The organism is Exiguobacterium sp. Helios, from assembly GCF_014524545.1.
Classification (GTDB): domain Bacteria; phylum Bacillota; class Bacilli; order Exiguobacteriales; family Exiguobacteriaceae; genus Exiguobacterium_A.
In genome coordinates this window covers 16,670-42,212 of record NZ_CP053557.1, presented here as the reverse complement: position 1 = coordinate 42,212, position 25,543 = coordinate 16,670, and the positions used below count along the sequence as shown (strand labels likewise).

At 48.4% G+C, this 25,543-nt stretch carries 25 protein-coding genes and 1 riboswitch; of the genes, 9 read left to right on the top strand and 16 right to left on the bottom strand.

Annotated features, from left to right (window positions below):
• Positions 1–110 precede the first annotated feature (110 nt).
• Positions 111–995 carry an SDR family oxidoreductase gene (locus tag HNY42_RS00260; RefSeq protein ID WP_114596612.1) on the bottom strand — a complete coding sequence of 295 codons (885 nt, stop codon included), beginning with the start codon at positions 993–995 and terminating at the stop codon, positions 111–113.
• A 227-nt stretch (positions 996–1,222) separates the two neighbouring features.
• Positions 1,223–2,575 (bottom strand): FAD-dependent oxidoreductase, encoded by a 1,353-nt coding sequence (locus tag HNY42_RS00255; RefSeq protein WP_188004867.1) that lies wholly within the window; start codon positions 2,573–2,575, stop codon positions 1,223–1,225.
• Positions 2,576–2,994: 419 nt separating this feature from the next.
• Here HNY42_RS00255 and HNY42_RS00250 point away from each other — a divergent pair, with 419 nt between their 5' ends.
• A complete protein-coding gene (locus tag HNY42_RS00250; protein WP_131973479.1) occupies positions 2,995–3,606 on the top strand; it encodes a YitT family protein in 612 nt (203 codons plus the stop codon).
• A 76-nt stretch (positions 3,607–3,682) separates the two neighbouring features.
• Positions 3,683–4,243: a GNAT family N-acetyltransferase gene (locus tag HNY42_RS00245; protein WP_188004866.1), complete on the top strand. Its 561-nt coding sequence runs from the start codon at positions 3,683–3,685 to the stop codon at positions 4,241–4,243.
• A 270-nt stretch (positions 4,244–4,513) separates the two neighbouring features.
• Here HNY42_RS00245 and HNY42_RS00240 read toward each other — a convergent pair whose 3' ends face one another.
• The 10 genes from HNY42_RS00240 to HNY42_RS00195 form a co-directional block, all read right to left on the bottom strand.
• Positions 4,514–5,209, bottom strand: a complete 696-nt coding sequence (locus HNY42_RS00240) for a phosphotransferase family protein (protein ID WP_188004865.1) — start codon at positions 5,207–5,209, stop codon at positions 4,514–4,516.
• A gap of 13 nt (positions 5,210–5,222) precedes the next feature.
• Positions 5,223–6,605 carry a hypothetical protein gene (locus tag HNY42_RS00235; protein WP_188004864.1) on the bottom strand — a complete coding sequence of 461 codons (1,383 nt, stop codon included), beginning with the start codon at positions 6,603–6,605 and terminating at the stop codon, positions 5,223–5,225.
• The gene (locus HNY42_RS00230; protein ID WP_131503463.1) at positions 6,602–7,519 is read right to left on the bottom strand and encodes an FTR1 family iron permease; all 918 of its coding nucleotides are present in this window, start codon (positions 7,517–7,519) and stop codon (positions 6,602–6,604) included. Before HNY42_RS00230 ends, HNY42_RS00235 begins: the two co-directional genes overlap by 4 nt.
• Before the next feature lie 12 nt (positions 7,520–7,531).
• The gene (locus tag HNY42_RS00225) at positions 7,532–8,269 is read right to left on the bottom strand and encodes a hypothetical protein (protein ID WP_131973476.1); all 738 of its coding nucleotides are present in this window, start codon (positions 8,267–8,269) and stop codon (positions 7,532–7,534) included.
• The gene (locus HNY42_RS00220) at positions 8,266–8,997 is read right to left on the bottom strand and encodes a glycosyltransferase family 2 protein (protein WP_131503461.1); all 732 of its coding nucleotides are present in this window, start codon (positions 8,995–8,997) and stop codon (positions 8,266–8,268) included. The genes HNY42_RS00225 and HNY42_RS00220 overlap by 4 nt, the downstream gene beginning before the upstream one ends.
• Positions 8,994–10,427, bottom strand: a complete 1,434-nt coding sequence (locus HNY42_RS00215; RefSeq protein WP_188004863.1) for an alkaline phosphatase family protein — start codon at positions 10,425–10,427, stop codon at positions 8,994–8,996. The genes HNY42_RS00220 and HNY42_RS00215 overlap by 4 nt, the downstream gene beginning before the upstream one ends.
• A gap of 5 nt (positions 10,428–10,432) precedes the next feature.
• Complete coding sequence (locus HNY42_RS00210) at positions 10,433–11,290, bottom strand: lysylphosphatidylglycerol synthase transmembrane domain-containing protein (RefSeq protein WP_188004862.1); 858 nt, start codon at positions 11,288–11,290, stop codon at positions 10,433–10,435.
• The gene (locus HNY42_RS00205) at positions 11,269–12,189 is read right to left on the bottom strand and encodes an NAD-dependent epimerase/dehydratase family protein (protein ID WP_188004861.1); all 921 of its coding nucleotides are present in this window, start codon (positions 12,187–12,189) and stop codon (positions 11,269–11,271) included. Before HNY42_RS00205 ends, HNY42_RS00210 begins: the two co-directional genes overlap by 22 nt.
• A 25-nt stretch (positions 12,190–12,214) precedes the next feature.
• Positions 12,215–13,396 carry a hypothetical protein gene (locus tag HNY42_RS00200; RefSeq protein ID WP_188004860.1) on the bottom strand — a complete coding sequence of 394 codons (1,182 nt, stop codon included), beginning with the start codon at positions 13,394–13,396 and terminating at the stop codon, positions 12,215–12,217.
• A gap of 151 nt (positions 13,397–13,547) precedes the next feature.
• The gene (locus HNY42_RS00195) at positions 13,548–14,075 is read right to left on the bottom strand and encodes a type III secretion system chaperone family protein (protein WP_012371690.1); all 528 of its coding nucleotides are present in this window, start codon (positions 14,073–14,075) and stop codon (positions 13,548–13,550) included.
• Positions 14,076–14,283: 208 nt separating this feature from the next.
• Between HNY42_RS00195 and HNY42_RS00190 the strand changes: the two genes are divergently transcribed.
• The 3 genes from HNY42_RS00190 to HNY42_RS00180 all read left to right on the top strand — a co-directional run bounded on the left by HNY42_RS00190 (position 14,284) and on the right by HNY42_RS00180 (position 18,965).
• Positions 14,284–16,731, top strand: coding sequence for a CoA-disulfide reductase (locus tag HNY42_RS00190; RefSeq protein WP_188004859.1), 2,448 nt, complete (start codon positions 14,284–14,286; stop codon positions 16,729–16,731).
• A 209-nt stretch (positions 16,732–16,940) separates the two neighbouring features.
• Positions 16,941–18,386, top strand: coding sequence for an alanine/glycine:cation symporter family protein (locus HNY42_RS00185; protein WP_131503455.1), 1,446 nt, complete (start codon positions 16,941–16,943; stop codon positions 18,384–18,386).
• 117 nt (positions 18,387–18,503) lie between these two features.
• On the top strand, positions 18,504–18,965 hold the full coding sequence (locus HNY42_RS00180) for a hypothetical protein (protein WP_131973469.1): 462 nt from the start codon (positions 18,504–18,506) through the stop codon (positions 18,963–18,965).
• Between the two features lie 94 nt (positions 18,966–19,059).
• Here HNY42_RS00180 and HNY42_RS00175 read toward each other — a convergent pair whose 3' ends face one another.
• Positions 19,060–19,872: an aldo/keto reductase gene (locus tag HNY42_RS00175; protein ID WP_026831792.1), complete on the bottom strand. Its 813-nt coding sequence runs from the start codon at positions 19,870–19,872 to the stop codon at positions 19,060–19,062.
• 157 nt (positions 19,873–20,029) lie between these two features.
• Between HNY42_RS00175 and HNY42_RS00170 the strand changes: the two genes are divergently transcribed.
• Positions 20,030–20,230 (top strand): hypothetical protein, encoded by a 201-nt coding sequence (locus tag HNY42_RS00170; protein WP_188004858.1) that lies wholly within the window; start codon positions 20,030–20,032, stop codon positions 20,228–20,230.
• A gap of 43 nt (positions 20,231–20,273) precedes the next feature.
• Here the strand turns inward: HNY42_RS00170 and HNY42_RS00165 are convergent, their stop codons facing one another.
• Together HNY42_RS00165 and HNY42_RS00160 are read right to left on the bottom strand one after the other, a co-directional pair.
• Positions 20,274–21,581, bottom strand: coding sequence for a Na+/H+ antiporter NhaC family protein (locus HNY42_RS00165; protein ID WP_188004857.1), 1,308 nt, complete (start codon positions 21,579–21,581; stop codon positions 20,274–20,276).
• A gap of 78 nt (positions 21,582–21,659) precedes the next feature.
• Positions 21,660–21,763, bottom strand: a riboswitch (SAM riboswitch).
• 68 nt (positions 21,764–21,831) lie between these two features.
• Positions 21,832–22,794, bottom strand: coding sequence for a metal ABC transporter solute-binding protein, Zn/Mn family (locus HNY42_RS00160; protein ID WP_188004856.1), 963 nt, complete (start codon positions 22,792–22,794; stop codon positions 21,832–21,834).
• 178 nt (positions 22,795–22,972) lie between these two features.
• On the opposite strand from HNY42_RS00160, the gene HNY42_RS00155 reads away from it, so the two are divergent.
• Positions 22,973–23,932: an alpha/beta hydrolase gene (locus HNY42_RS00155; RefSeq protein ID WP_188004855.1), complete on the top strand. Its 960-nt coding sequence runs from the start codon at positions 22,973–22,975 to the stop codon at positions 23,930–23,932.
• 51 nt (positions 23,933–23,983) lie between these two features.
• Positions 23,984–24,574: a histidine phosphatase family protein gene (locus tag HNY42_RS00150; RefSeq protein ID WP_188004854.1), complete on the top strand. Its 591-nt coding sequence runs from the start codon at positions 23,984–23,986 to the stop codon at positions 24,572–24,574.
• Here the strand turns inward: HNY42_RS00150 and HNY42_RS00145 are convergent.
• Complete coding sequence (locus tag HNY42_RS00145) at positions 24,571–25,056, bottom strand: YwpF family protein (RefSeq protein WP_131503448.1); 486 nt, start codon at positions 25,054–25,056, stop codon at positions 24,571–24,573. The two genes, HNY42_RS00150 and HNY42_RS00145, sit on opposite strands and share 4 nt — an antisense overlap.
• Positions 25,057–25,198: 142 nt before the next feature.
• Between HNY42_RS00145 and HNY42_RS00140 the strand changes: the two genes are divergently transcribed.
• Positions 25,199–25,528, top strand: a complete 330-nt coding sequence (locus tag HNY42_RS00140) for a hypothetical protein (RefSeq protein ID WP_114596592.1) — start codon at positions 25,199–25,201, stop codon at positions 25,526–25,528.
• Positions 25,529–25,543 lie beyond the last annotated feature (15 nt).

Here is a 25,543-nt window from a genome sequence, read left to right as displayed (position 1 = left end):
CCTATCCTATGTATATCTTCATTAGACTAAACCAGGCAGGGAGAAGCAACTCATAACAAAAAAAACAGCCTTGATGTCGCCATCAAAGCTGCCGGGTTGAAAAAATTGAATTAAGCGAGTTCGATTCCGCCTGTGACACCATAAATTTGCGCCGTCACATAACTGGCATCATCCGAAGCGAGGAAGACATAGACGCTCGACAGTTCGACCGGTTGGCCGCTCCGTTTAAGCGGTGTTTCCTGTCCGAATTCCGGAATGTTTTCGCTTGGTTGACCACCTGAGATTTGCAATGGTGTCCAGATTGGACCCGGTGCGACCGAGTTGACGCGGATGCCTTTTGGCGCGACTTGTTTCGCAAGTCCGCGCGTGAAGCCGTTGATGGCAAATTTTGTTGACGCGTAATCGAGTAAGTTCGCACTTGGGTTGTAGCCTTGAACCGAAGTCGTCGTAATGATGGAAGCCCCTTCTTTTAATAACGGAAGGGCAGCTTTAACGACCCAAAACAGTGAAAAGACGTTGATTTCATATGTTTTGCGGAGCTGTTCCGTCGACAGGTCCATGATGTCCTCGACAGCTTGTTGTTTACCGGCGACGAGTGCCAAAATATCAATTCCGCCAAGAGATTCGTGTGCTTCTTTGACGAGTTGTTGACAGAATGTTTCGTCACTGAGGTCACCGGCAAGTAAGTATGCCTTTTGACCGGCTGCTTCGACGAGTGCTTTGACTTCTTCCGCGTCTTGCTGTTCTTCCGGAAGATAATTGAGGAACACATCGGCACCTTCACGGGCATAAGCAATGGCAGCGGCACGGCCGATTCCGGAATCGCCTCCTGTGATTAAGGCTTTTTTCCCTTTTAATTTACCGGATCCTTTGTAGCTTTCTTCACCACAATCGGGAACGGGTTCCATTTTTGCCTGGACAGCCGGCGCCTCCTGATATTGTTTCGGGAAGTCATCATTGAAATATTGTGTAAGTGGATTGTTAGACTGTGACATGAATTGATTCCTCCTGTGATAGTGGTTTCGTTTGCATAAGAAGTATGTTCCCTGTCACTTCACGTCTAAACGTCAATTGGTTAACCGAGTGAAGTTTTTCTCAGTTGTGGAAGGAGACTGGGCAAAGCAGCCGCAACAGATTATCGGAATCGACCGGATGAAAAATAAAAAAATCGGAATCCACAGGTGTGGACTCCGATTTGAAAAGAGAGGGGGAAGGCAATGCATTAAACGCGTTCCGATGTCAGCTCATTCATGCCTTGTAAAGCTGCTTGGTTCAGTAAGTTCCACGGTTTGTTGTAATGGGGCTGGAAGAAGAAGTCGACGAAAGCCAATTCTTCGAGCGTCATGTCGTTTTGAATGGCTACCGATAACGTGTTCATGGCTTGTGTCAAATCAACTTTTGAGATAATCTGCGCCCCGACAAGGCGGTGAGTCGTTGTTTCATAGACGAGTTTCAATTGGACATTTTCAGCTGTCGGCATGAACTCAGGACGGTAGGCATCCTGAACCGTCGTACTCGCTACTTCCAAACCGAAGAATGGAGCGGCATCTTCCGTCAGACCGGTCGAAGCAATGTTCAAGTCATACAAGCGGAGACCGGATGTACCTTGCGTCCCCTGGTAACGGATTGTCGGAGCAAGCAGGTTTTTCCCGACAAGTGTCCCCATACGGACGGCATTCGTTGCGAGTGGAATATATGCATGTGTCCGGGCCGGATTGTAATAGACGGCACAGCTGTCACCGGCAGCAAAGATGTTCGGATTACTTGTCCGCATATATTCGTCGACGATGATGGCACCGTTCGGTAACATGTCGATTTGTCCTTTTAACAATTCCGTGCTTGGTCGGAAACCAACACAGAGAATGACGAGATCCGTTTCAAACGTTCCTTTATCCGTGACGACTTGTGTGACGTTTCCATCAACACCGGTAAAGCTTTGAACAGTCTGGTTCAGTTCCAAACGAATGCCGCGATCCGTCAATTCGTTTTCGATGATGTCGGTGAATGAACGATCCAGGTATTTATTTAAAATCCGGTCGGCACTGTCGATGAACGTGACGTCTTTACCGTATGCTTCAAACGCTTCAACCAGTTCGGCACCGATATAACCGGCACCGACGACTGTGATTCGCTGGGCATCCGTCGCTTTTTTGATGATTGTTTGGGCATGGTGATAGTTTTTACAAAGCTCGATTTGATTGAGTTCAATACCCGGTAACATCGGAATGATCGGCCATGAACCCGTCGTCATGATCAATTTATCGTACGTATCATAAACGGTTTCACCCGTTACGAGGTTTTTGGCAACAATCGTTTGATTCGTGCTGTCGATTTCGAGAACATCATGTTTTAAGCGCATGTCTGCACCAAGCTCAGCCAGTTCATCCGGTGAAGAATAAAACAGCGACTCCGCATGCTCGACGACGCCACCGACGTGAAGCGCGATACCGCAAGAGAGGAAAGAGACGTTATCGTTTCGTTCATAAACGGTGATATCCAATTGCTCGTGCTGTGAAGTCAATTCTTTAACTGCTGCTGTTCCTGCGTGTGTACAACCGATGACTGCTACTTTCATGAGTAAAGTCCCCTTTTTGTTTTGTTTGTGATAAAAATCACATTCATTTGATATCCTTAGTGTATTACTTCACAAAGTGGTTTTCAAGTTCTTTGTTCAATATTGAGCAAAGATTTGTCTAAAATGTGAATGAGTGAGCAAGTGAGTGTCGTCTATATCAGTTTTGTTAAAAACGTGTAAAACTGTTTCAGTTTCTGAAGTTCAGGTTATAATGAAAGGGACAACAAAACGAAAGGGTGGAAACCGATGGACACCGAGAGGACCGATCATCTATTCAGCTTACCTGATTTTTAGCAGCGCCAATCTTCATTGAACAGGAAGGTAATGGCTTGAAAAAAATCAGGGAGAGCGAAAATAGATGAATACCCAAACGGGACAATTACATCCTCTCCCATGGAAGATACGGGAGAGGACAACACATGAAACGAATTATTACCATCTTAGCCGGAACGCTGCTTATGGCGTTTGGCTACTACACCTTGAATGAACAATTTGGTTTGGCAGAAGGCGGATTTATCGGGTTATCATTGCTCGGACGCTACTTTTTTGACATCAATCCATCGATTTCGATGATTGTACTCGATATTCCATTTTTTATCGGAGCACTCTATTTTAAAGGCAAACGGTTTGTCGGGGAAGCGCTGATTTCAGCAAGCGCCTTGTCTCTGTTTTACGAAATGTGGTACCGACTGGATCTGTTTCATTTTCCGGAACAGGCCTGGCCGGCAACGCTGATTGCGGCCGTCGCAAGCGGTATCGTGACCGGATATGGTCTCGGACTCGTCTTGAAAAGCGGCGCGGCAACAGGAGGCGACGATTTATTGTCGATGGGTCTCAGTAAGCTGACCGGCTTATCGATCGGGACGATTTTATTTAGTCTTGATGCCGTGGTCCTTGTCATCTCACTCGTCTATCTGCCGTTGAGCTTAACGTTATATACGTTGCTTGCCGTCGCGATTGCGGGGCGTGTTGTTTCAGTGATGACGCGTGAACCGGTTGAGGTAGCAATTCCGGTAACAGAGTTGAAATGAACCAAATCAAACCTTCCTGACATCAGGAGGGTTTTTGTTTTAGGATAATAAGAGAAGAAGAAAGGAGCAAAATCAAATGATCAGACAAGCGACTGCGAATGACGCGGATCAAATCGCGCCGTTGATTGAACAGGCGATTCATGAAATTGCCGAGACGCTGACCGGAACGCAGGAGAAGGAATTAATTTTGGAGCGGCTCGAGCTGTTTGTTACGCAAACCGGAAACCGGTTGAGTCACGAGAATATCCTTGTCAAAGAACTCGACGGACGTGTCGTCGGCATCGTCATCACGTATGCCGGATTTGATGCAGCGCGGTTGGATGAACCGATTAAGCGTCAGCTCCGCGAGTGGACAGGACAGGACGTGCAAATTGATCAGGAGACGGAAGGTGATGTCTTTTATCTCGATACGTTATCCGTTGATGCAGCATACGGTGGAAAGGGAATCGGGTCTGAACTATTGCAGGCAGCGGCGGACGAAGGCGAACGGCGTGGATTACGGGCCTTTACGTTAAATGCGGATCAGACAAATGCGGGGGCGCAACGATTGTATCGACGTCTTGGATTCGTACCGGTCAAGACGATTGAAATCAGTGGTGGACAATTTGACTATATGGAACGACCGTATTCAACTTGAATGACGAGGGAAGTGCTTCGAATTCGTTTTAAGATTCGTTGATACGCAGACAAGACTTCGCTTTCCGCTTTTCCCGCAGGAGACTTCGTGTTGTCTGCTTCTCCATGACGTTTTGTTAAGCTGTTAAGATCGATACAATAAGAATCTGGATTCAAAAAATCACTCGCTTCACGCGACTCCTACAGGAAAACGCGTGAAGCGAGTGATTTTTTTACGTTAAGCTTAATTAGGTGGCGATGATTTGTGATTCGTTGGAGTCGACCGGATCCATCACTTTAAAAAACGTTGTAACAGAACGGATTCGACAGGCGTAATCTGCTCTTCCAAACGAGAAGCTGCACACAACCGTAAACAACCCTTAAATCCGGTGACTTTTCTGATGCGCTTAAAGTAACAGACACGGTACAAATGACTGAGGATGAAGCGGGAAATACGTTCTGCCGGGTTTCGTAAAGACATTCGTCCTCCGTAGCGAATCAATAAAAAAGTACGGGCGACGTCCATCAGTGGATTGCCGATAGAGGCATCCATCCAATCGATAACGTACAGTTCTTCTTTTACGAGTAATAGATTATATGGATGAAAATCGCCATGACACAAAGCAGTGCCTCCTACTAGCCTATCATGATCAGGATACCGTTCCTGTAAAAGCGGTAAGCCGGCAATGGATAATGCATGAAGAAGTTTTTGTGATATGACCATTTTTGTCATGTAACGCCAAATCCTAAACGGATGACATTGCATCAGGTCACCGAGCGGTTCCCCTGACAGATACTCCATGCGAATGGATCGATTGACACAGTCATAGACTTGAGGGGTCATCGGAAAATTATGACGAATCCGTTGATGATTTTGAAATTCCTGTTGAATGGCAGCGAATGGAATAGAATCGTGAAACTGTTTTCGAACAATCGTCTCGCTTTCTTTCTGGATCATCGCCGTATTTCCGCTTCCAATAATACTCATCCAAATTCGCTCCTTAACGTAAAATTAACCGATACAACCGTGCATCCGCATCTTCCGGCTCAAACCGCCGATCACTCGTGAAATGGAAAACTTCCGTTGCTTCAAGCGGCACATCCGCTGCCCTTAACCGTTCCAGCAATCGACCGGTCAGGTAGACTTCCTGTGATTTCGGCTCTGCCCGCCATTTACTTACAGATCCAATCGGAACGATGGTGGCAGCCGGTCGTTTCATCAAAAACTGCCGGTCCTCTTCGTCGGTGAAGACGGTTGCTGACGCCGGTAACTCGGTGATCGCTTCCGCCAGCTGAAGCGTTGCCGGCTGAGCAGTCGCCTGTTCATACAAGGCAATGCTGCCGATTACCAACTGGATGCATAAAAACGGAACGAGCCACTGGATCGATAAGTGCCGTACGAACAGGATGACGAGAAGCAGGACAAGCGGTAAGACATGCCGCGGCTTGTCGATATTTTGCGCGAACCAGACCCAAAGAAAATAACCGATCCCGGTTACAGACCACCAAAGTGAAAGCGGACGGATCCGTTGAGCGCATAAGAATAAAACAGACGCAAGACCGAGCCAGGTCGCCAATCCGAATCCATGCCAGATCATTTGTTTTAGTGTTAATCCAAGTCGTTCGAGCAGCGAGGCTTGATCCGTTTGTGCCGTCCCTCCCCAGTCCGAAAAGTGTCCTGTCACGAAACTGAGCGACAATTGGGCAAAGGAGGCTGGTCCGCCGACAGAGAAGGCAACCGGCAACAACCAGGCGAGTTGAGCAAGCAGGAGAACGGCGGTTTCCGATACAAATTGCCATGCATCACGACGTGACTGCCACAGTAAAAACAAGAGGATGATGCCGAACGGCGCATATGACAGCCGGGTCGCCATTAACAGTCCGAACAGGAGGTACGGCAAAAGGCGGAAACGGTTCTGCCGGGCCTGTTCAACACTCCACATGAACCAACAGAGTACACCGAGTGCGAGACCGTCCGACATACCGGTTGCAGACAACGTGACAAGCGAAGCAATCGAGACGACTGTAAACGCGCTGAGCAACCGAACGGTGTCGAGGGAACAGCGTTTGAATAAAAGATACAACGGGATGACACCACTTGCGAGACCGAATGTCGAAATCATACCAAGTGCACGGACCGGATCGACACCAAGCCGCGCGAGACCGGTCGCGAGTAAGATGAAAAACGGGTATCCGGGGAAGTGCGGTTGCAGATTGGCCAAATCGTATTGACCGACAGCCAGTGTGAAATTCGCAATGTCGTAGCTTGCCACAAACGGACTGACGAATGCCAGACGGATGCCGGTGAACCCGAACAATAACAGACAAGCGATGAAAAAAAGCGATCGTCCACGTCGATGTGGATGACCGCTCCGAACCGTCATGAGACCTCCTGCAGTTTCTTAGCGGTTTTTGACGTCCGATTTTGACGTGTTAACATAAAACCGGCAAAGGCGAAGTATCCCCACCACGCGATGACCTGCTCGATGGATGGGTTGTGGCTGTAGCCGAACATCGCACCCATGAACGTGCCGATTTGTCCGCTGATCAAAGTCGTATTGCCCGTGTCCCGCAAATACTGGACTTGATCGATGTAGTGTTCCGGCATGAAAGCGACGATATTGTAAAGCGCAGCCGGTGTTCCGTCCGCATTCGTCAACAGACTGCCGAGCAAGCCGAGATCCTGGAACCGGCCAATCGTTTGCACAAGCATGCCCGCTGCAATGAATAAAATCAAGACGCCGGTCACTTGGAAAAAGCGCTTGACGGGAATCTTCATCGTCCCGGAAACGAACAGGTAACCGAAAATCAAGGCGAGCAGGAGACCGGAGACGGCACCGTAGCTCGTCAGGACTTTTTCGATTTCACCGCCGGAAATCGCGGCGAAGAAGAAGACCGTTTCGATCCCTTCCCGGACGATGACGAGGAACGAATGGACGATCATCGTAATCGCACTGCCGGTCGAGACGGCAGCCGCGACTTTCGCCTGTGAAGCCTGCTGGTTCTCTTTCGCCTCCTTGCCCATCCAAAGGACCATGTGCGTCAAGAGGAAAACCGAGATGATCATGATTCCAAGACGTAAATACGTATCGCTGCCGAAGCTTGCGAAACTCGTAAAGACGACCTGGAACAGGAAGGCGACACCCAGACTCGCGAGTAAGGCAAGTCCAACACCGGCGTAGACCCATTTTTTATATTGTGGTGCATTGAGCCGATCGAGATAACCGAGAATCAAGCCGACGATCAGGACGGCTTCGAGACATTCGCGAAGGGTGATTAAAAACGCCTGAAAATCCATGTGTCTTCCTCCTTATTGAGCGCGTCGTTTCTTACGCTGACCGATGATGACGATGACGATTAAGATGATGACGAGACTGATGGCGACCGTTTTCCAAATATCGTCCGTTCCGAAAGACTGACCGAAAATCGAGTCTTCTTCATCGAAGACACCGGTCTTTTCCTCACCCGGCAAAATGAATAACGGTGTGACCGTCTCTTCAATCTGTTTGATGTTTTGGTCAAACGCTTTGCGGTCACTTGCTTTTTTACCGACTCCGAACAATCCGGGGTTTCCAAGAGCAGCAAGCGAATCATCAAATGCAGTATACAAGGAATCACTTGTCTTTGCACCCTCGCTTTCCTTAACATAAGGGGCGAGGACGTCATATGTGCCGCGTGCCTTCGCGAGCAACAATTTCGCTTGGCCAAAGTCATCGAATTGTTCCTGTGCGAAATGCAGACGGCGTTCGATATTTTGACGTAAAGCGACGCGATACGCCTGTTTGGCTGCTGCTGCATCTTGGTCTGCCAAAGCGGAATCAATTTTTTCCTTCGCTTCCGGGAAGTATAGCGTGAATTCTTTATCGTAAGCGTCAATCGTCTCCCGCGCTAATGTGTAATCTTTTTGGTCGAGTTGTTCTTCAAACTGTTTATAGGCTTCCGCGAACGCCTCTTTTCCCGGATCCCCGTAGCTGTAGGCAGATGCCGACAGCGGCGCGGTCAACAGGATTAAGAAGGCAATCATGGTCAATACAAGCGGTTTTTTCATCCAAGATGCTCCTTTCGTTCAAAACGTTCTTCAGCGGATAAGCGGACGACGGGGCGACGCCATTCCCGATAAATCGCAGGTAAGACACGCTGGACATAATTCAAACGGATAAAGGACTTACCGGCTTCGCGCACACGGTAACGAATCGGAACTTCGTGCAACCGGAAGCCTTTCCGGACAAGGTTCAGTGTCAGGACTTGAGCGTAGTTGTAGTCGTGGATGATTTCTGCATGGTTACACGCTGCACGGGAAAAGGCCCGCATCCCGCTTTGTCCGTCATAAATCCGCTGTTTCAGCAACAGACACTGTAACCAGGTGAAAACATGATTTCCAATATAGCGGTACAGGCGCATCCCGTCAACGGTCCCTAAGAAACGGGAACCGAACACATAGTCCGCTTTACCCGCGAGGATCGGTCGGACGACATCCGGAATCTGGTCAGCCGGATATTCATTGTCCGCATCGATCATGACCGCGACGCTTGCCCCATGCTCGTAAGACCGGAGCAGTCCTTCGCGGACAGCCGCACCGAGTCCCTGGTTGTCGAAAAAGCGATAGACGTGTGCGCCGTGGCGCCGTGCAATGTCCGAGGTCGCATCCGTCGAACCGTCATCAATGACGATGGTCTCGACGGGAAGCCCGTCAATTTCAGCCGGAATGCGTTTTAAGACAAGCGGCAAGGAGACTTCTTCGTTATGGGCCGGAAGAAAGACGACGATTTTTTTCATGAGGATTCCTCCTTAAAGGCTTCCGTCAGTAAGACACCGCGGCTGTCGTGCGGGATAGCAGCACCAAGCAACTTCGTAATCGTTGGTCCAAGTGACAGGATATGCCGGTGTGTATCAACTTTCAGACCGGCATGGACGTGTTTGCCGTACATCCAGAACGGAACAAACCGTTCTCCTTCATCGAGATGACCGTGACCGCCGATTCCGTCGGCTTGTCCGTGATCCGCCATGACAATCAGTGTTGCATCGTCGAGCTTACCAAGCCGGTCCAAATCGTCACAAAACTCAGCCAACAAGGCATCCGCCTCTTCGATTTTTTGCACATATTCGGAATAAAGGGTGCCGCGGCTGTGACCGGTCTGATCGGTTCCGATCAATTGAATCGCCAGTAAATCCGGATCTTCGTCCCGGACGATCTGTTTGGCGCGGTCGATGATGTTCCGGTCGGCGATATCGTTATGCATGACGGCTGTCACGGTATGCACGTCTTTAGAACCGAACGCATCGACGAGATGGGCGATACCGAGAATCTTACCGGTCTTGCCGACGTCACGCAGTCGATCGAAGACCGTGTCTGTTTTGACACCGGTCGTGTTCCAGACCATGTTCGAATGGATCCCGTGTTCTTCCGGTCGTGCGCCTGTGAACATCGAGCTGAAGCAGACGACGGTCCGGGCCGGATAGACCGTCTCCATGTTCGTATACTCCGTTCCTTCCTGGCGCAATCGCTCAAGGAAAAAAGTGTTTGCTGCCATATAACGATCTTTCCGCATGCCGTCGACAATCAGGACATAAACTTTCGACGAACCGGGAACCGGTGCATCGACGGTCGACTCCGTCGGTAATTTCGGTTTCCAATCAAACAGATAATGATGCAGGATCCAAGCGAACAGGAACAGTCCGAGCGGAAACCAGAGATAAGACCAGTCAAGCGTCTGTTCGATTGAAGCCGTTTGCCAATAGGCAAGCAACAATCCGACTTTCGGCAGTTGTTCCTGGGCGTTTCCGCTTGTTGAGTCACTGTTCTTTAGAACGAGCTTCCAAAACCGGGTGAAATTCAACCAGTCGGTCCCGATCCGGAGATGATAATAAATCGTTCCCCAGAAAAAGACGGTAAAGAAGAAGTAGAGACCGGCGCCGTACGCGAATAGCGGGAGCAGACGGGAATCCGTTCCTTCTATAAATAGCCAGACAATCAAAGGCAGCCAAAGATAGTTCCGTAAAAATAACGGGAAATCAAACTTCCAATATAAAACGAGCAGCGGCAGTGTCACGAGGAAACCGAAGCCGGCACCGCTGAGTGAACCTTGAACTAAAAGCGTATAGCTCAGGAAAACACCCAGTGTAAAAATCGGTGTGAAGGGTTTACCTTCATTCAGTAAGTTCCACATCCGTGCGGCAACTTTTTCAAAGCGGGAAGCACTTTTCATGCAGGTCATCCTTTCGTGTTGTGCTTCTTGAACTGGGAAAACAGTAATTGAACCGTCTTAAAATGACGGATGAGTACATAAACCGGCGCTAAAAACGCAAACGCGTATTTAAAGAGATGGGTCATCAAGGCAAGCTCATACGGGTTCGGAACACCAGACAGGTGCAGGACGGTTCCCATGGCAAGTTCATACGTCCCGAGCCCGCCCGGTGTGAATTGGGCGATGCCGGACAGGACCCCGGCGCTCATCGCGACGAGAATGACGGGAAAAGGAACGGTCACTTCGGCGCCTTCGAAAAGACAAGCGACGGCAACGGATTCAAAAACCCAAGCGAGCAGACCGTATCCGATTAATGCCGGCATCGCTTGGATGAATCTGCGAACGAGCAGTAAGAGGACGAGACCTCCTGTGAGTGCCAAGGCAGCGACCCAAACGGTTTGTCCTAATAATACCCCGGCCGCCACGAAAAGACCGAGTACGGATAGGTCGATCCCGCGTTGTGCGACCAAAATGGCGGTCGTCCGTTTGAGAGGACTGCCAATGGCACGGGCTGTCAACAAGCGGACCGCTTCCCCAAGCTTGACGGGGGATAGATGATTAACAGCCAGTCCGATATAGAGACTCGTCAGATAGACAGCTGTCGGAGCCGTTTTTTCATCGGCTGTCCGCCAGGCAATCGCCCGGACATAAAAAGCAAGTGCGTAGCTGAACGTTGCGGCCAGCGTCCAGTAAGAAGTCGTCAATGTTTTGATATAGCGCCAGGCAGTCGGCAGTTCCAAGCCGAATCGCAGAAGTAAAAAAAGAGCTGCCAACGTCAAGAAGACGCTCGCAACTCCACGGATCACCGACGTTCGAGATGCCATGTGATCATCCGTTCGATTCCATCAGCGAGCGTAAAGGAAGGAACGTAACCAAACGTCTGCCGGGCCGCCTCGGTATTACTCCAAGTCATTGAGACATCGCCTGGTCGGGCCGGTGCCGAAATGACAGGTACGTTAAACCGTTGCCCAAGTAACATGGCGATATCATGAACCGATTCCGGACGATTGGCACCGAGATTGAAGAGGCCTGTCGCGTTTGCTTCAAGCGCCTGTTCCATGCCCCGGGTAATGTCATCGATATAGGTGAAGTCACGGACCGGATCGCCGAAAACGGTAATCGCTTGACCGTCCAACGCTTGTTCAATGAAGCGGAACAATGCCATATCCGGTCGACCGGACGGACCATATACCGTGAAAAATCGGAAGATCGTCATGTTCAGGTCATACAGATTTTGATAGGTCCGGCAAAACGTTTCCGCACTGTACTTAGCTGCTGCGTAAGGACTCATCACATTTCCCGTCGCTTGATGTTCAAGCAAGGCGCCGGTCTGTTCACCGTAAACGGAAGAGGAGGAAGCAAAAAACACATGCGGAATACCGTGGGTCCGAGCTGTTTCGAGGACAGTCACCGTCATCGCGATGTCATCTTCGATGTAGCGATGGGGTTCAGTTAAAGAGCCCGGGACACCCGGCAATGCTGCCAAATGAAACAGGGCAGCAAACGAGTGGGAGGCACACCACGTTGCCAAATCTTCGTGGACGTTGCCGTCAAAGACGTCAATCCCGTTAGCCTGTAACTGCTTTGCCCGTGTCAGCTTCAATTCGACATCATAATAGTCGGTAAAAGCATCGATGACATAGACGGTGTGACCGCTTGCTTGAAGACGTAGTGCAAGCGCCGCCCCGATAAAGCCGGCTCCTCCTGTAATTCCGATTTGCATAGGGCATTCCTCCGATTTTAAACGATTAGTTGAGCGGCTCTAACGCGTCAGTGATTTGATCACCTGTTTTTTCTGCCTTCAGATCACCTTTTTCGACAAGAGCATACCAGGCACTCGCATCTGCCAAAACTGTTTGTGCTGTTTCTTTGCCTAAACGATTTTCGAGTGTCGGTTTCATGGCAATGACGAACATGTTAGCTTCCATCGCTTCGACGCGTGCTGTATCAATATCTTTTTTCTCAAGTGCTTCTTGTGTTTCTTCGTGGTAGCCGTCAATCTTTTCCGTTAGTGCTTTGGCGAACAAGCTCTCGATTTCTTTGAACTTAACGTCTGCCGGTTTTGTTTTTGAGAAATCATAGCGTTCTTTTAATGTAGCGACGGCTTCTTCATCGCCGCCGGCAAGTGATTCTTCGATGGCCAGCAGGAATCCGTATCCTTCAGCTTGTTCCATCTGCAATTCTTTTTCGTCTGTGCCGGCTTTGACACCGTCTTCGATTTTTTGAGCGTATCCGAGAGCGGCGAGATAGAACGACCGGTAAATCGATTTATCCGTCAATTGTTTCGCAACATTAAAATCGGCGATGTTTTTTGCCGTAATCGCTTCTTCCTGCGCTGTCAATCCGGAGTTGATGGCTTGAGCGATCGAGTCTTCGTTTTTAAAGCCGTAACTGGCATCCCGTTTTTCAGCCGTCGGAATGAAGACTGTCTCTGACATGTCTTGAATGTCGTTGAGTGCAGCTGTCGCTTCGTCCGTTTTTCCGGCCTTAACGGCTTCTTCCGCCGTTGCTTGTGTTGATTTTTGAAGTTTATAGAAATAAGACTGAATGCCTTTATCCACGAGTTGGCGGGCAATATTCTCATCAAGTTCTTTGGATTCGACACCTGCTAATGCGGAACTGATGACTTCATCAATTTCAGGAGCAGCTGTCGTGACGCCGCCTTTTAATTTTGAGTCATAGCTCGTCTGAACCATTTTCCAGTCAATCGCTTGATTTTCTTTTGCTTTGTCGAGCTCCGCTTTGATGGAACTGAAGATCGTCAGTTCATCTTTTAAGGTCGTAGCGGCGATACCGGCGTTTGTTTTCGTCTCAGATGTTTGCTCCGTTTTTTCTTTTTTAGGAGCCGTCGTCGTCTCTTCGCTGTTTCCACAGGCCGCAAGCAGTCCTGCAGTCATAAAGAGTGATGCTACTTTTAAGCTTTTTTTCATAATCTATTCCCCCAGAATAAGATGATTGTGTTAAAAATGATGTCGTTTTCACAAATCTAACTATAGCGAGAATAATTCTCATTGTCAATTGAACCTGAAAATGAAAAAAATGGCTCCCGAGTTGTCTCGAGAGCCATTTTTAAGCGATATTTTACTGAACTTGGTCATACAATTTCGTAAGATAAGCAAATACTTCGTCGGAAGCTTGGAACATCATGACAGAGTGTCCGAAGATTGCTGCCGGATTAAAGCCGTGATCGAGGTCAATCGTTGAAGCAATCGTGACATCACGGTCGCTGTCGAGGACAACACGGAAGTATTTGAATTCTTGGTTAAAGTCATTGATCGCATTTAAGATTGGGAGATCTTCGACACCGTCTGGCACGTGTGTGATTGTACGGGCGAATAACTCGACATCCGTCGCCGTTTTGCTGAAGACGATCATCATCATCGGTTCTGCGCCTGATGGTGTTTTTTCCTGTGTCATGAAGAAGACGTGTGTTTCATTTTCGCGTGCTTCCATCGGAATGCCTTTTTCTACTAAGAAAGCTTGGAATTCTTCAAGGTATTGTTGTTGCACAGCCGTTACCCCGTTTTCATTTGTTTCGGGCTGACTGTTTTGGTTGATCGGTGTGACTTTGTTATCGTTCGTGTCTTTCGAGTTACGATCCTGGTCCATTTTAAAATCCCCCTTATAAATACTGTAATCTCAGTTTCAAGCATTTTAGATGGAATTGCAACTAATGTCCGTTATCATCGAAGGAACAATTTTAATCTGAAGTTCCGACAAGTTTGTGAATCAACGAACAGATAACTTGAAAAGATATACCTGAATGGGTATATTGGTACACATAGAACATTGGAGATCATTGGAGGAGGAAACCGGAATGAAAACGATCATTGTAGGTGGAGTAGCTGGTGGAGCAACTGCGGCGGCGCGATTACGTCGATTGGACGAAACAGCAGAAATCATTCTTTTAGAGCGTGGAAAAGAAATTTCTTTTGCAAACTGTGGACTTCCGTACTATATCGGAGACGTCATTAAAGACCGGAATAAATTGCTGGTTCAAACTCCGGAAGGGATGAACGCACGCTTCAATCTGGACGTCCGGAATTTATCGGAAGCGATCCGGATCAACCGCGAGCAAAAAACGGTGACGATTTGTAAAGTGGATACGGGAGAAGAGTATGACGAAACGTACGATCAGTTGATTTTGTCACCCGGCGCAAAACCGATCCGTCCAGGCATTTCGGGGTTAGCGGAAGCAACAAATGTCTTTACGTTACGGAACATTCCGGATACCGATAAGATGCGTCAGTATGTCGACGAAGCGCGTCCGGCACATGCGACGGTCATCGGCGGCGGATTCATCGGTCTTGAAATGGCGGAAAACTTAGTCGAACGCGGAGCACGCGTGACGCTGGTCGAGATGTCGGATCAAGTCATGGCACCGGTCGATCCGGAAATGGCAGCCATCGTTCATGAACACTTACGGGCGAAAGGCGTCGAGTTGATTTTAGCGGACGGTGTGTCACGCTTTGAAGAAGCGGGGAACCGTGTGGTCTTGACGAGCGGAAAAACGATTCAGACAGAAATGAACATCTTATCCATCGGGGTCATGCCGGAAAGCAACTTGGCTTCGGAAGCTGGACTAAAGCTCGGCATCAAACAAACGATTCAAGTCGATGAGACGTTGCGGACATCTGATCCTTCCATCTTTGCGATTGGTGATGCGATCGAAGTCAAAGACTATATTACGGGGGAACCGGTTCATGTCCCGCTGGCTTGGCCGGCAAACCGTCAAGGACGTCTCGTCGCCGACATCATTGCCGGACGAGATGTCCGTTACACGGGGACACTCGGAACAGCAGTCGCAAAAGTGTTTGATTTGACGGTTGCTGCAACCGGAAACAATGAAAAACGTCTCCGTCAGTCAGGACGCCGTTATGAAGCGATTCACCTGCACCCCGGTTCACATGCCGGCTATTATCCGGGAGCGAGTCCGATTTCGATGAAACTGTTATTTGATCCGGTGGATGGAACGATTCTCGGAGCACAGGCGATTGGGATGACAGGTGTCGAAAAACGAATCGACGTTTTGGCAACGGCGATTAAAGGTGGACTGACAGTACTTGATCTTCCGGATCTTGAATTGTCGTATGCGCCTCCTTATAGTTCAGCAAAAGATCCGGTCAATATGGCAGGTTACATTGCCTCGAATATCGTACTCGGAGACAGCGAAAACGTTCATTGGCATGAGATTGACCAAATTGTCGCGGACGGCGGATTATTGCTCGATGTTCGCGAACCTTCGGAAAATGAACTCGGTTCGATTCCGGGATCAGTCAACATCTCATTACCGACGTTACGTCAATCGCTTGACGAATTGCCGAAAAATCAGACGATTTACGTGACGTGCCAGGTCGGACTCCGTGGATATGTCGCGAGTCAATTGCTGAAACAGAACGGATTTACCGTCAAAAATTTGAGCGGCGGTTATAAGACGTGGGCGACGGTCAACCGTGACCGCGAAGCGAGAAGTCAAGTACAGGAGGAAACAGCTGTGACGACGATAAAAAGTGAGCCGAAACAAGTGGCGAAAGAACAGATTACGTTACTCGATACATGCGGTTTACAGTGCCCGGGACCGATTCTGGAGCTGAAAACGAAAATTGATCAATTACAGGACGGGGATCAAGTCTTTATTAAAGCATCCGATCCCGGTTTCCTGCCGGATGTTCAAGCGTGGGCAAAAAAATTGGGGCATACCGTCCACACGGCGGAAATGAATAAAGGCATCGTTGAAGTCCTCCTTGAAAAAGGGAATGCTACGAACCAACCGGTATCATTAGTCGCCACAACTGCCGATGATGCGACGATGGTCGTATTCAGCGGCGATCTTGATAAAGCACTTGCATCATTCGTCATTGCGCAAGGGGCACAGGCGATGGGGAAACAAGTGACGATGTTCTTTACGTTCTGGGGACTCAATGTCATCCGTAAACCGGATGCACCTGCTGTCGACAAGGCACCGATGGAACGGATGATGGGAATGATGATGCCGAAACATGCCGGTGATCTCCCACTTTCGAACATGAATATGGGTGGAGCCGGTCAAAAAATGATGAAAAAAGTCATGAAGGATAAACAGGTCGATGCTCTAGAGACGATGATGGCGAAGGCTCAAGCAGCCGGTGTCCGGATGATTGCCTGCACGATGTCGATGGATATCATGGGGATTAAAAAAGAAGAGTTACTCGACGATATCGATTACGGCGGTGTCGCAAGTTATCTTGGAGCGACAGATGGTTCGAACCTGAATCTGTTTATCTGAGGCAATTCAATTACCGAGGGACTGACCCAAACGTCAGTCTCTTTTTTTTTGTGAAATCTAACATTCGATGTGAGGTTTGAGTTGTGAAACTCAAATCATATGGGTTATCGGGTATTAAAATGAATTTGATTTTCTAAAATTATTTTCGTATCATAGAACACATGTGAAAAAAGGTTACATGATTGAGGCTTACATAAGGAGGAATACCTGTGGAAAAACAACTGATGGATTTAATCGGTAGTATTAATGACTTGTTATGGTCGAGTGTCTTGATCATCTTGTTGGTTGGTCTGGGAATTTATTTTACAATTCGAATGGGGTTCGTCCAGTTTCGGATGATTCCGGAAATGTTGCGGCTGTTGTTCCAAGGAACGGATAAAGGGAAAGATGGTGTGTCGCCGTTCCAAGCCTTCGCCATCAGTACAGCGGCACGGGTCGGGACCGGCAATATCGCCGGCGTCGCGACAGCCATTGCGCTCGGTGGACCGGGTGCGGTCTTTTGGATGTGGTTGATTGCCTTAATCGGTTCCGCTTCAGCATTCGTCGAGAGTACGCTCGCTCAGATTTATAAAGTACGTGACGAAAAAGCTTGGCGTGGCGGTCCTGCATATTACATGGAAAAAGCGCTCGGACAACGCTGGCTTGGCGTCGTTTTCAGTATCTTGATTACCATCTCGTTTGGATTCGTCTTCAACTCAGTCCAGTCCAATACGATTTCATTATCGCTTCAAAGTCAGTATGGGGTAGATAAAACGTGGATTACAGTTGGACTTGTCCTGTTAACGGCACTCGTAATCTTCGGCGGTGTCCGGAGTATTGCGACGGTGTCAGCCTTCCTCGTCCCGATTATGGCAGGCGGATACATCTTGATTGCTCTCTACATCATGGTGACGAACTTAGAGGTGTTACCGAACGTATTCGGTCTGATTTTCCAGGAAGGATTACTCGAATTCAAAACACTTGCCGGTGGAGCAATCGGAGCAGCGGTCTTAAACGGAATTCGTCGTGGTCTTTTCTCAAATGAAGCCGGTATGGGTTCAGCGCCGAATGCTGCTGCGACGGCAGAAGTGTCCCATCCTGTCAAACAAGGGTTGATTCAATCGTTTGCGGTTTTTGTGGATACACTGCTCGTCTGTTCTTCGACAGCAATGATTGTTCTAGTCAGTGGTGTTGCGACGCAGGATGCGAGTGGAGCACCGGTCGCCGGAATCGATTTGGCGCAAGGGGCACTCGCTTCTCAGGTCGGTCCATTGGCTACTGCATTTATGGCGCTTGCGATTTTCTTGTTTGCCTTCAGTTCGATTGTCGGAAATTATTATTACGGTGAATCGAATATCAGTTTCATCAATGACAATAAAAAAATCATGATGGTGTATCGTGTCATCGTCCTCGGCATGGTTGTGTTTGGTTCGCTCGTTCAAACGGCGGGACTTGTCTGGGCGCTCGCGGACATCTTCATGGGCTTGATGGCAATCGTTAACTTGTATGCAATTTTCCGCTTATCCAAAATTGCGAAGCTGGCACTCGATGATTATTTAGTACAACGTAAAAATGGTCAGGATCCCCGTTTCCATAAAGATTCGATTCCGAATCTTCCGGGGAAAGAAACGCTCGAGGCGTGGCAGGATGAAGACCGGAAAGAAAAAGCCATTTAATATGAGAAGGATCAGAGTCATCTGGTCCTTTTTTTATTGGTAGAGATTTTGATAATCGTCATTAAAGCGATGTGAAAATGGGAATACTAAAAAAAACGACCGGAAAGGAGGGGGAGGATGGAAAACGTACATTATGTTCGAGTCGCGGATGCCGTTTGGGATTCGTTTGGAGATGATCCCCACATCATCATGGACTGGATTTTGTTTATCCATGAAACACAACCCGATCATGAGCAATTATTCGCACTCGAAGAGACGACCCCACTGTATCAGTTGATGAGCCAAATCGATATCTTCATTGACCAGGAAACCCACTATAATTTGGGACGGGCGATTGTCGGGGAAGAACTAATCGTCAATGAGGAGCATGCGGCAATCGTCGGCATCCTTCCCTTACCGCTACTCATCATTTCGTCGGAGGTCATGCGTAATTTTGATCGACGGGCACTGGAAGTGATTTATCAGGAGGCCGGCCGGCAAGGTGAATTCGATGAGGTTTGGGAACAATTCGGGAATCTACGCGCCTATTTTCACCAGGCGGAAGAAGCGCAGGATACGATTCTCGTCTATTATGTATAGGGCTTTCCTTGTACAACTCCATTATATAAGGACATAGAAAAAGAGAGGGGGATGTGACATCCGCCTCTCTTTCCTGTATGTGTAAAGTCAGTGCTTAAAAGTCGATTTCGTCTGGATCCGGTCCGAGACGAACATCCGTTGCCAAACGATCAATCTTCTCGAGATCATCTGCGTCCAGTTGGAAGTCAAAGACGTCAAAGTTTTCCGCAATGCGTTCAGGTGTGACCGATTTCGGAAGCGCGACAATACCGTTATCCAAATGCCAGCGCAAGACGACTTGTGAAGGAGATTTACCGTGTTTTTCGGCAATTTCCTTGAAGTCGTTGATTTCGAGGAATTTCCCTTGCATGAGCGGGCTCCACGCTTCAACTTGAATGCTATGGTCCTGTAAATATTCATGCAGTTCGTGTTGCGGAAGTTGCGGATGAAGTTCGACCTGATTGATCATCGGTGTCATTAATCCTTCTTCAGCAAGTGTATCGAGGTGATGTTCTTTGAAGTTCGACACACCGATGGCTTTAATTTTCCCGGCTTCGTAAAGTTCAACCATCGCTTTCCATGCTTCGATATATCCTTCAACCGGCCAGTGGATCAGATAGAGATCAAGGTAATCGGTCTCGAGACGTTCAAGTGACTCGGCGAAAGCTTCTTTAGTGCGTCCGGCACGAATATCATCGTTCCATACTTTAGACGTTAAGAAGAGATCTTCACGGTTCACGCCGCTTTCTTTAATTCCTTTGGCGACACCACGTTCGTTTTTGTAAACGGCAGCCGTATCAATATGACGGTAACCGACACGAATGGCTTCTGCGACGGCAGCCGGTGCTTCCGTCTCTTCATCGACTTGCCAGACACCGAATCCGATTTGTGGAATTGTGACACCATTTGAAAGTTTTGCGTATTGCATGTGTATACTCCTCCTTTAATGAAACGAGAATATGGAATTGCTCGTTTAGTTTAGCATGAACAAGCAAGAACGTCCGTTTCAACGCTCAAGGGAGGAAAAAGCCGGTTAGAAAGCGAAAAGAGGAGGGTAAATCTATAAAGGAAACGAGGTGTATTTTATGAAACGATCTGTTAAAAACGTACCAAAAGGTGTTTGGGCCGGCCTTGCAGCCCTGTTAGGGACACAAGCGACATGTTTGTTCCTTGGTGCACGGAAGACAGGACGGAATCCGTGGATCTGGGGAGGCGCAGGACTGATTCAGTTCCCGCTTCCGGCGATTGCGTATTTTATTCTCAACCGCCAAGACCAGAAAAAATAAGTCAAAACAAGACCTATCGCAAAAGCGACGGGTCTTGTATTTTTTACGAAACATTTTTTTTACGCACATCAGCTGTTTTTCGACGCGGGAAGCCGAAGACGATGGCAAGAGATCCGCAAACGAAAAGCAGGAACGGATAAAACAGATAGGGAATCAGTTCCGGGGAAGCCGTTTTCGTTAATTCCGCTGCAATCAGCAACTGGGCTCCGTACGGGATGATTCCTTGGATACCGCACGAGAAGATATCGAGGATACTGGCGGATTTCTTCCGATCAATATCATACGTATCGGCGATTTCCGCAGCGAGTGGTCCGGCGACAAGAATCGAAATCGTATTGTTCGCTGTCGCGAGATTCGTTGCACTGACGAGTGCCGCCATACTGAATTCCGCGCCGCGGCGTTGTGAGATTTTCCGCGTCAGGATTTCTTTCAGATAAGCAATCCCGCCGTTAAAGGTGATCAGGCTGACGAGTCCGCCCATTAATAACGTCAAGATCGAAATTTCTGCCATCCCCATCAATCCTTCAGACATCGACAGGACGAAGCCGCTTAAGCCGAAGCTTCCGTCCATCATACCGATGATACCCGTCAAAACGGTTCCGCCGACTAAGACGAGGATGACGTTGACACCAAACAAGGCGAGGACGATGACAGACAGATACGGAATCAATTTATAAAACTCAAACGCTTTTGCTTCGACGACGTCTCCTGTACCTGAGACGAAAGCCAAGATGATGACCGTCAGGATTGCTGCCGGCAAGACGATCATGAAGTTGGTTCTGAATTTGTCGCGCATATTGGTTTTTTGCGTCCGGACTGCTGCGATCGTTGTATCGGAAATGAATGACAGGTTATCACCGAACATTGCACCGCCGACGACAGCTGCCGCGGCAATCGCAACATTGACACCTGTTGCTTCATGAATTCCGAGAGCAATCGGGGCAAGTGCGGCAATCGTACCGGTCGAAGTCCCCATCGCCATCGAGATGAAAGCAGCGATGATAAACAATCCACTCATTAAAAGAGAAGGCGGTAAAAATGTCAGCGACGCGTTGACGGTCGCTTCGATGGCGCCAATCGCATCGGCCGTTCCGGAAAAGGCACCGGCAAGTAAGAAAATAAAGACCATGATCATGATGTCCGGATTTCCGGCACCCGTTGCAATCCGTTCCACGGTTTGATTGATGCTGCCTTTCGTTGTGACCGCCGCAAAAATCAAGGCAATCAAAGCCGCAATCAGAATCGGGAATTTGTAGAAATCATCGTAAAAAATACCGGCACCGATAAAAAGAACTAAAAAGACAAGTAACGGTAGAAGTGCCCATTTGTTCGGTATAATCGTCTCGTTCATAAAACCACTCCTTTTCTACAAATACAAAAAAAGACTCCTTCGCAAGAAAGAAGGAGGTCTTTACTGAAAAAGACGCTCTTCTTATCTCTCAAGCCGCAGCTTGCTGGATTTGGCACAGTACGATTTAATCGTCCGCTGCCGAAACATCATCGGGCCAGTCCCTCCGTCTCTCGCGATAAAAAGAAGTCATTTAATTGTCTGAAATACGTTTTCTACCGTAACGTATCTTTTACTGCATGTCAACACTACTTCACTGAAGTGCTTGTTTGAGCGTCGTCACATTTTCATTCATCAAGTCAAAATACGAGGCATTCTGCTGTTCTTTCGTGACGGACTCCAGGTTGTGGATCGTAATCGCTTCGGCTCCGATTTCCTGTTGGATGACGCGGGCGACTTTAGGAGAAACCGTCTCCTCGAAAGCGATATACTTCAAGTCATGCAATTTGGCTTCTTTGACGAGAGCGGCCAGTTGCTTTTGGGAAGGCTCGTCCGACGGAGAGATGCCGGCAATCGGCAATTGCGAGAAACCGTATCGTTCGGCTAAATATCCGTAAGCGGCATGCGTGACGAGCAATTCTTTTTTCGAGCCCTTATCGACAGCCTGTTGCAGATTTTGATCGAGCTCATCTGCCTGCGTATCAAATTCAGCCAGGTTTTTTTCAAACGTCGCTTTTTTATCCGGTACTTCTTTTGCCAGTGCCGTCGAAATCGATTGGGCCATCATTTTGGCATTGTTCGGATCGAGCCAGACATGGGGATCGTATTTGCCGTGATCATGTTCTTCTTCCGCGTGTTCGTCAGCATGATCATCGTGTCCTTCATGTTCGTGAAGCGTGGCGTTGGCTTCGAGTAAGTCGATTCCTGTGCTTGTCTCGACGAAACGGACATCATTGCCTTTCAGACTGGCTTTGATTTTTTTCGAGTACGGTTCAAGCGTCGTACCGGTTAAGAGGAACAGATCGCCTTGTGCGATTTCTGTCAGTTGTTTAGACGTCGGCTCGTACGAGTGCGGATCGGCACCGGGAGGGACAATCATCTTGACGTCGATATCTGTTCCGCCAATTTCCTTGGCGATTGCCGCAGTAGCGAATGTCGATGTATACACCCGAAGCTTTTCAACGGTCGCATCTTGATTGGATTCGGAAGAACCGCAGGCAGCAAGAAAAGCAGCGCTGGCAAAGGCGACCGTGAAAGCTGAAAGTAATTTTTTCATATGAATAAACCCTCCAAAAATTATTAAAACGTAATTATTCCGATTTGAACCTTTTCACTATAACGAATCCAAAACGAAGCGTCAAGTATAAGTCGGGGAAGACGTTCGGCTTCTAAATAAATCGGGTAGATGACTAATAAGAGATCAGAAATCGAGAGTAAGCTTTGGAGGTGATGAGGTGAAACGGGAAACTGCTTGGCTGATGGGAGGGGCGGCAATTTTAACGACAGCCGCAGCCGGAGCGAGCATCTGGAACAACTATGGTGCTTTATTACGATGGACGGAACCGGCGCTTCCACTGTCGGAAGTCCAACTCGCACCCCGGACGATTTTGTTTAAAACCGTCAATCAGAAAGAACTGAAGTTGGATTTATATTATCCGCCGGGTGATGGTCCTTTCCCGGTCGCGATTTATGCGCACGGGGGAGCCTTCGTCAGAGGGAACCGGGATGACGTCTTTTGTTTTACGCCAATCGTGGAGCGTTTCCTGGAACTCGGCATCGCCGTTTGCAGTATCGATTATCGCTTGTTTGAGGACGGCAGTTATTTTCCGGATAATCTGGAAGACGTTCGGGATGCACTTTGTTTCTTAAATCAGGAAGCGAACGATTTACGGATTATGCGGGGACGCATGGTGTTGTGGGGAGACTCAGCCGGTGCCGCGTTAATGCTGACGACGGCACTTGCCCCGATGGAATTCATCGGCGAACAAACAGCCGAATGCCTCCTGTTGATCAGTGGTGTCATTGCCTTGTATCCTCCGACGAACTTCCTCCTGTTCAAGTTCATTCAAACGTGGATTGCCCATATTAAGTTTTACGGAGGAGGGCGGGACGAGTGGCGGGAACTCATGACACGTGTTTCGCCGGTAACACATTTGACAGCAGACTCACCGCCGATCATGTTGTTGCACGGAAAAAAAGATCCGATTGTCCCATTTACGCAAGCGCTCCACTTCGTTGAAAAGGGAGCCGATGTCGGAGCCGACGTCCGGCTGTTTTCCTTCCCGAACGGCACGCATTCCCTGGCGAGCTTTACCCAAACCGAAAATCCGTTGAAAATCGAGCGGTTACTGGAACGGATTGAGACGTTTAGTTGTCAGGTCCTGGCGTTGCCGCCCCGGGAGACCCTTCACTAAAAAAGAAAACATGATACAATCAGTGATATTTCTTTTGAAGGAGACAGTAAAATGACAGAAATTTGTTTAGTGCGTCATGGTCAAACGGATTGGAATTTAAACGAGCGGATTCAAGGACGAGAAGATATTCCGCTCAATGAGACAGGGCGATGGCAGGCTGGAATGAGCGCAGCTTACCTGGCGGAAGAAAAATGGGACGTCTTGATTTCAAGCCCCTTATCGCGGGCAGTCGAGACGGCAGAAATCATCGGACGTTCAATCGGGCTGGATGTAACGGAGACGGATGAACGGTTGGTCGAACGGGAGTTTGGAATGGCATCAGGACAGCCCGTCGCCGGAATCTATGAAGCAGTCCAAGCGAATGATACGGAACGTGTACCGGGACTTGAAACCGAACAGGAAATTCAGCAGCGGGTCTTTTCGGCAATTGAAGAATTGACAGAAAAATATCGGGGACAACGCCTGTTGATCGTCTGTCACTCGCATACGATCAAAGCGGCATTATCCTCGATTGATGATAGCTTCAGTTACCGGACACCGCTTAAGAATGCATGTGCGAACTATATTCGTTTCTCCAACCGGTATGAGATTGACCGGATCAATGTCGCGGATCATATCGTAGATCAAACGATACGTCCTTAAGAGATGGTTGGATTTTCGTGGAGGTACTGTTTAAACGTTTCTTTCGCGATACTCGTAATATGTGCGCCGCGTTTTGAACGCCGGTCTTTGTATTCCTGAATCAAGGCTTCACCGGTGAAATGATCCTCGACGACTTCGCGTAAGATCGATTCCGACAAGTCATTTTTCATCATGACCATCTTTCCTTTGAACAGGTACGATACCCCTTCACTTAAGGGAGTCGATTCAAGCGGCGTCACAATCATCGCAGCCGGATCATTATCAGGTCGGGAAATCGTAATTTCAATCAAGGCCCGTAAATTTTTATTGAATAACTCGTCGATGATCGGTTGATCATTTTCCAGGACGACAATTTCAGCGACCCACTGTGCCGTCTGATCCGTGCTGACAGTCAGTCCATCTTTGATCGTAACGGGAATCGTCGTATCCCGGCCGGATTCATCCATTAAAATACGTAAGGTGCACAATTTAAAGGTTTTCAAGAAAACGCCTCCTTGTTGAATGAACAACAGATTTTCTTCAGTATACCGTGACCGGGCAAACGGTGGGAAAGTTTTAGAGAGGATTTTTTAGTGAACTATGTTTAAATGGAAGTAGAAATTAGAAACAGGAGGACCGTTCATTATGCCGCAAGCACTGATAGGAGTATTAGGAATCATTGGCATCATCTTACTTGCCCATTACATCATCTCGTATTGGCATGCTGAACCAACAGACCGTCCGACACTTGCTTATCGTATAGCGCTCCTGATTGCCTGTTTGCTTCTCATCAGTGGAAGCGACCACTTAATCAGTATTTTTTATGCGGATTCCTTGGCAGAGTTCGGTCAACGGATTACGTATATCGTCTTCATCGGAGGTGCGCTTGGTTTCGCTTGGTACTTTCGTCAACAAATGGAACAAGCGGCAATCCAAATGACAGTTACACCAAATGAAACAGCCCACTTCAGCTGAAGTAGGCTGTTTTTA

Bases quoted from the DNA above. Each gene is read 5' to 3' on its own strand.
- HNY42_RS00225 (WP_131973476.1), bottom strand. From the start codon at position 8,269: ATGAAAAAACCGCTTGTATTGACCATGATTGCCTTCTTAATCCTGTTG.
- HNY42_RS00250 (WP_131973479.1), top strand. From the start codon at position 2,995: ATGAAACGAATTATTACCATCTTAGCCGGAACGCTGCTTATGGCGTTT.
- HNY42_RS00165 (WP_188004857.1), bottom strand. From the start codon at position 21,581: ATGAACGAGACGATTATACCGAACAAATGGGCACTTCTACCGTTACTT.
- HNY42_RS00195 (WP_012371690.1), bottom strand. From the start codon at position 14,075: ATGGACCAGGATCGTAACTCGAAAGACACGAACGATAACAAAGTCACA.
- HNY42_RS00190 (WP_188004859.1), top strand. From the start codon at position 14,284: ATGAAAACGATCATTGTAGGTGGAGTAGCTGGTGGAGCAACTGCGGCG.
- HNY42_RS00220 (WP_131503461.1), bottom strand. From the start codon at position 8,997: ATGAAAAAAATCGTCGTCTTTCTTCCGGCCCATAACGAAGAAGTCTCC.
- HNY42_RS00240 (WP_188004865.1), bottom strand. From the start codon at position 5,209: ATGAGTATTATTGGAAGCGGAAATACGGCGATGATCCAGAAAGAAAGC.
- HNY42_RS00230 (WP_131503463.1), bottom strand. From the start codon at position 7,519: ATGGATTTTCAGGCGTTTTTAATCACCCTTCGCGAATGTCTCGAAGCC.
- HNY42_RS00150 (WP_188004854.1), top strand. From the start codon at position 23,984: ATGACAGAAATTTGTTTAGTGCGTCATGGTCAAACGGATTGGAATTTA.
- HNY42_RS00205 (WP_188004861.1), bottom strand. From the start codon at position 12,189: ATGCAAATCGGAATTACAGGAGGAGCCGGCTTTATCGGGGCGGCGCTT.
- HNY42_RS00160 (WP_188004856.1), bottom strand. From the start codon at position 22,794: ATGAAAAAATTACTTTCAGCTTTCACGGTCGCCTTTGCCAGCGCTGCT.
- HNY42_RS00235 (WP_188004864.1), bottom strand. From the start codon at position 6,605: ATGACGGTTCGGAGCGGTCATCCACATCGACGTGGACGATCGCTTTTT.
- HNY42_RS00255 (WP_188004867.1), bottom strand. From the start codon at position 2,575: ATGAAAGTAGCAGTCATCGGTTGTACACACGCAGGAACAGCAGCAGTT.
- HNY42_RS00210 (WP_188004862.1), bottom strand. From the start codon at position 11,290: ATGGCATCTCGAACGTCGGTGATCCGTGGAGTTGCGAGCGTCTTCTTG.
- HNY42_RS00140 (WP_114596592.1), top strand. From the start codon at position 25,199: ATGCCGCAAGCACTGATAGGAGTATTAGGAATCATTGGCATCATCTTA.
- HNY42_RS00180 (WP_131973469.1), top strand. From the start codon at position 18,504: ATGGAAAACGTACATTATGTTCGAGTCGCGGATGCCGTTTGGGATTCG.
- HNY42_RS00170 (WP_188004858.1), top strand. From the start codon at position 20,030: ATGAAACGATCTGTTAAAAACGTACCAAAAGGTGTTTGGGCCGGCCTT.
- HNY42_RS00260 (WP_114596612.1), bottom strand. From the start codon at position 995: ATGTCACAGTCTAACAATCCACTTACACAATATTTCAATGATGACTTC.
- HNY42_RS00245 (WP_188004866.1), top strand. From the start codon at position 3,683: ATGATCAGACAAGCGACTGCGAATGACGCGGATCAAATCGCGCCGTTG.
- HNY42_RS00200 (WP_188004860.1), bottom strand. From the start codon at position 13,396: ATGAAAAAAAGCTTAAAAGTAGCATCACTCTTTATGACTGCAGGACTG.
- HNY42_RS00175 (WP_026831792.1), bottom strand. From the start codon at position 19,872: ATGCAATACGCAAAACTTTCAAATGGTGTCACAATTCCACAAATCGGA.
- HNY42_RS00215 (WP_188004863.1), bottom strand. From the start codon at position 10,427: ATGAAAAGTGCTTCCCGCTTTGAAAAAGTTGCCGCACGGATGTGGAAC.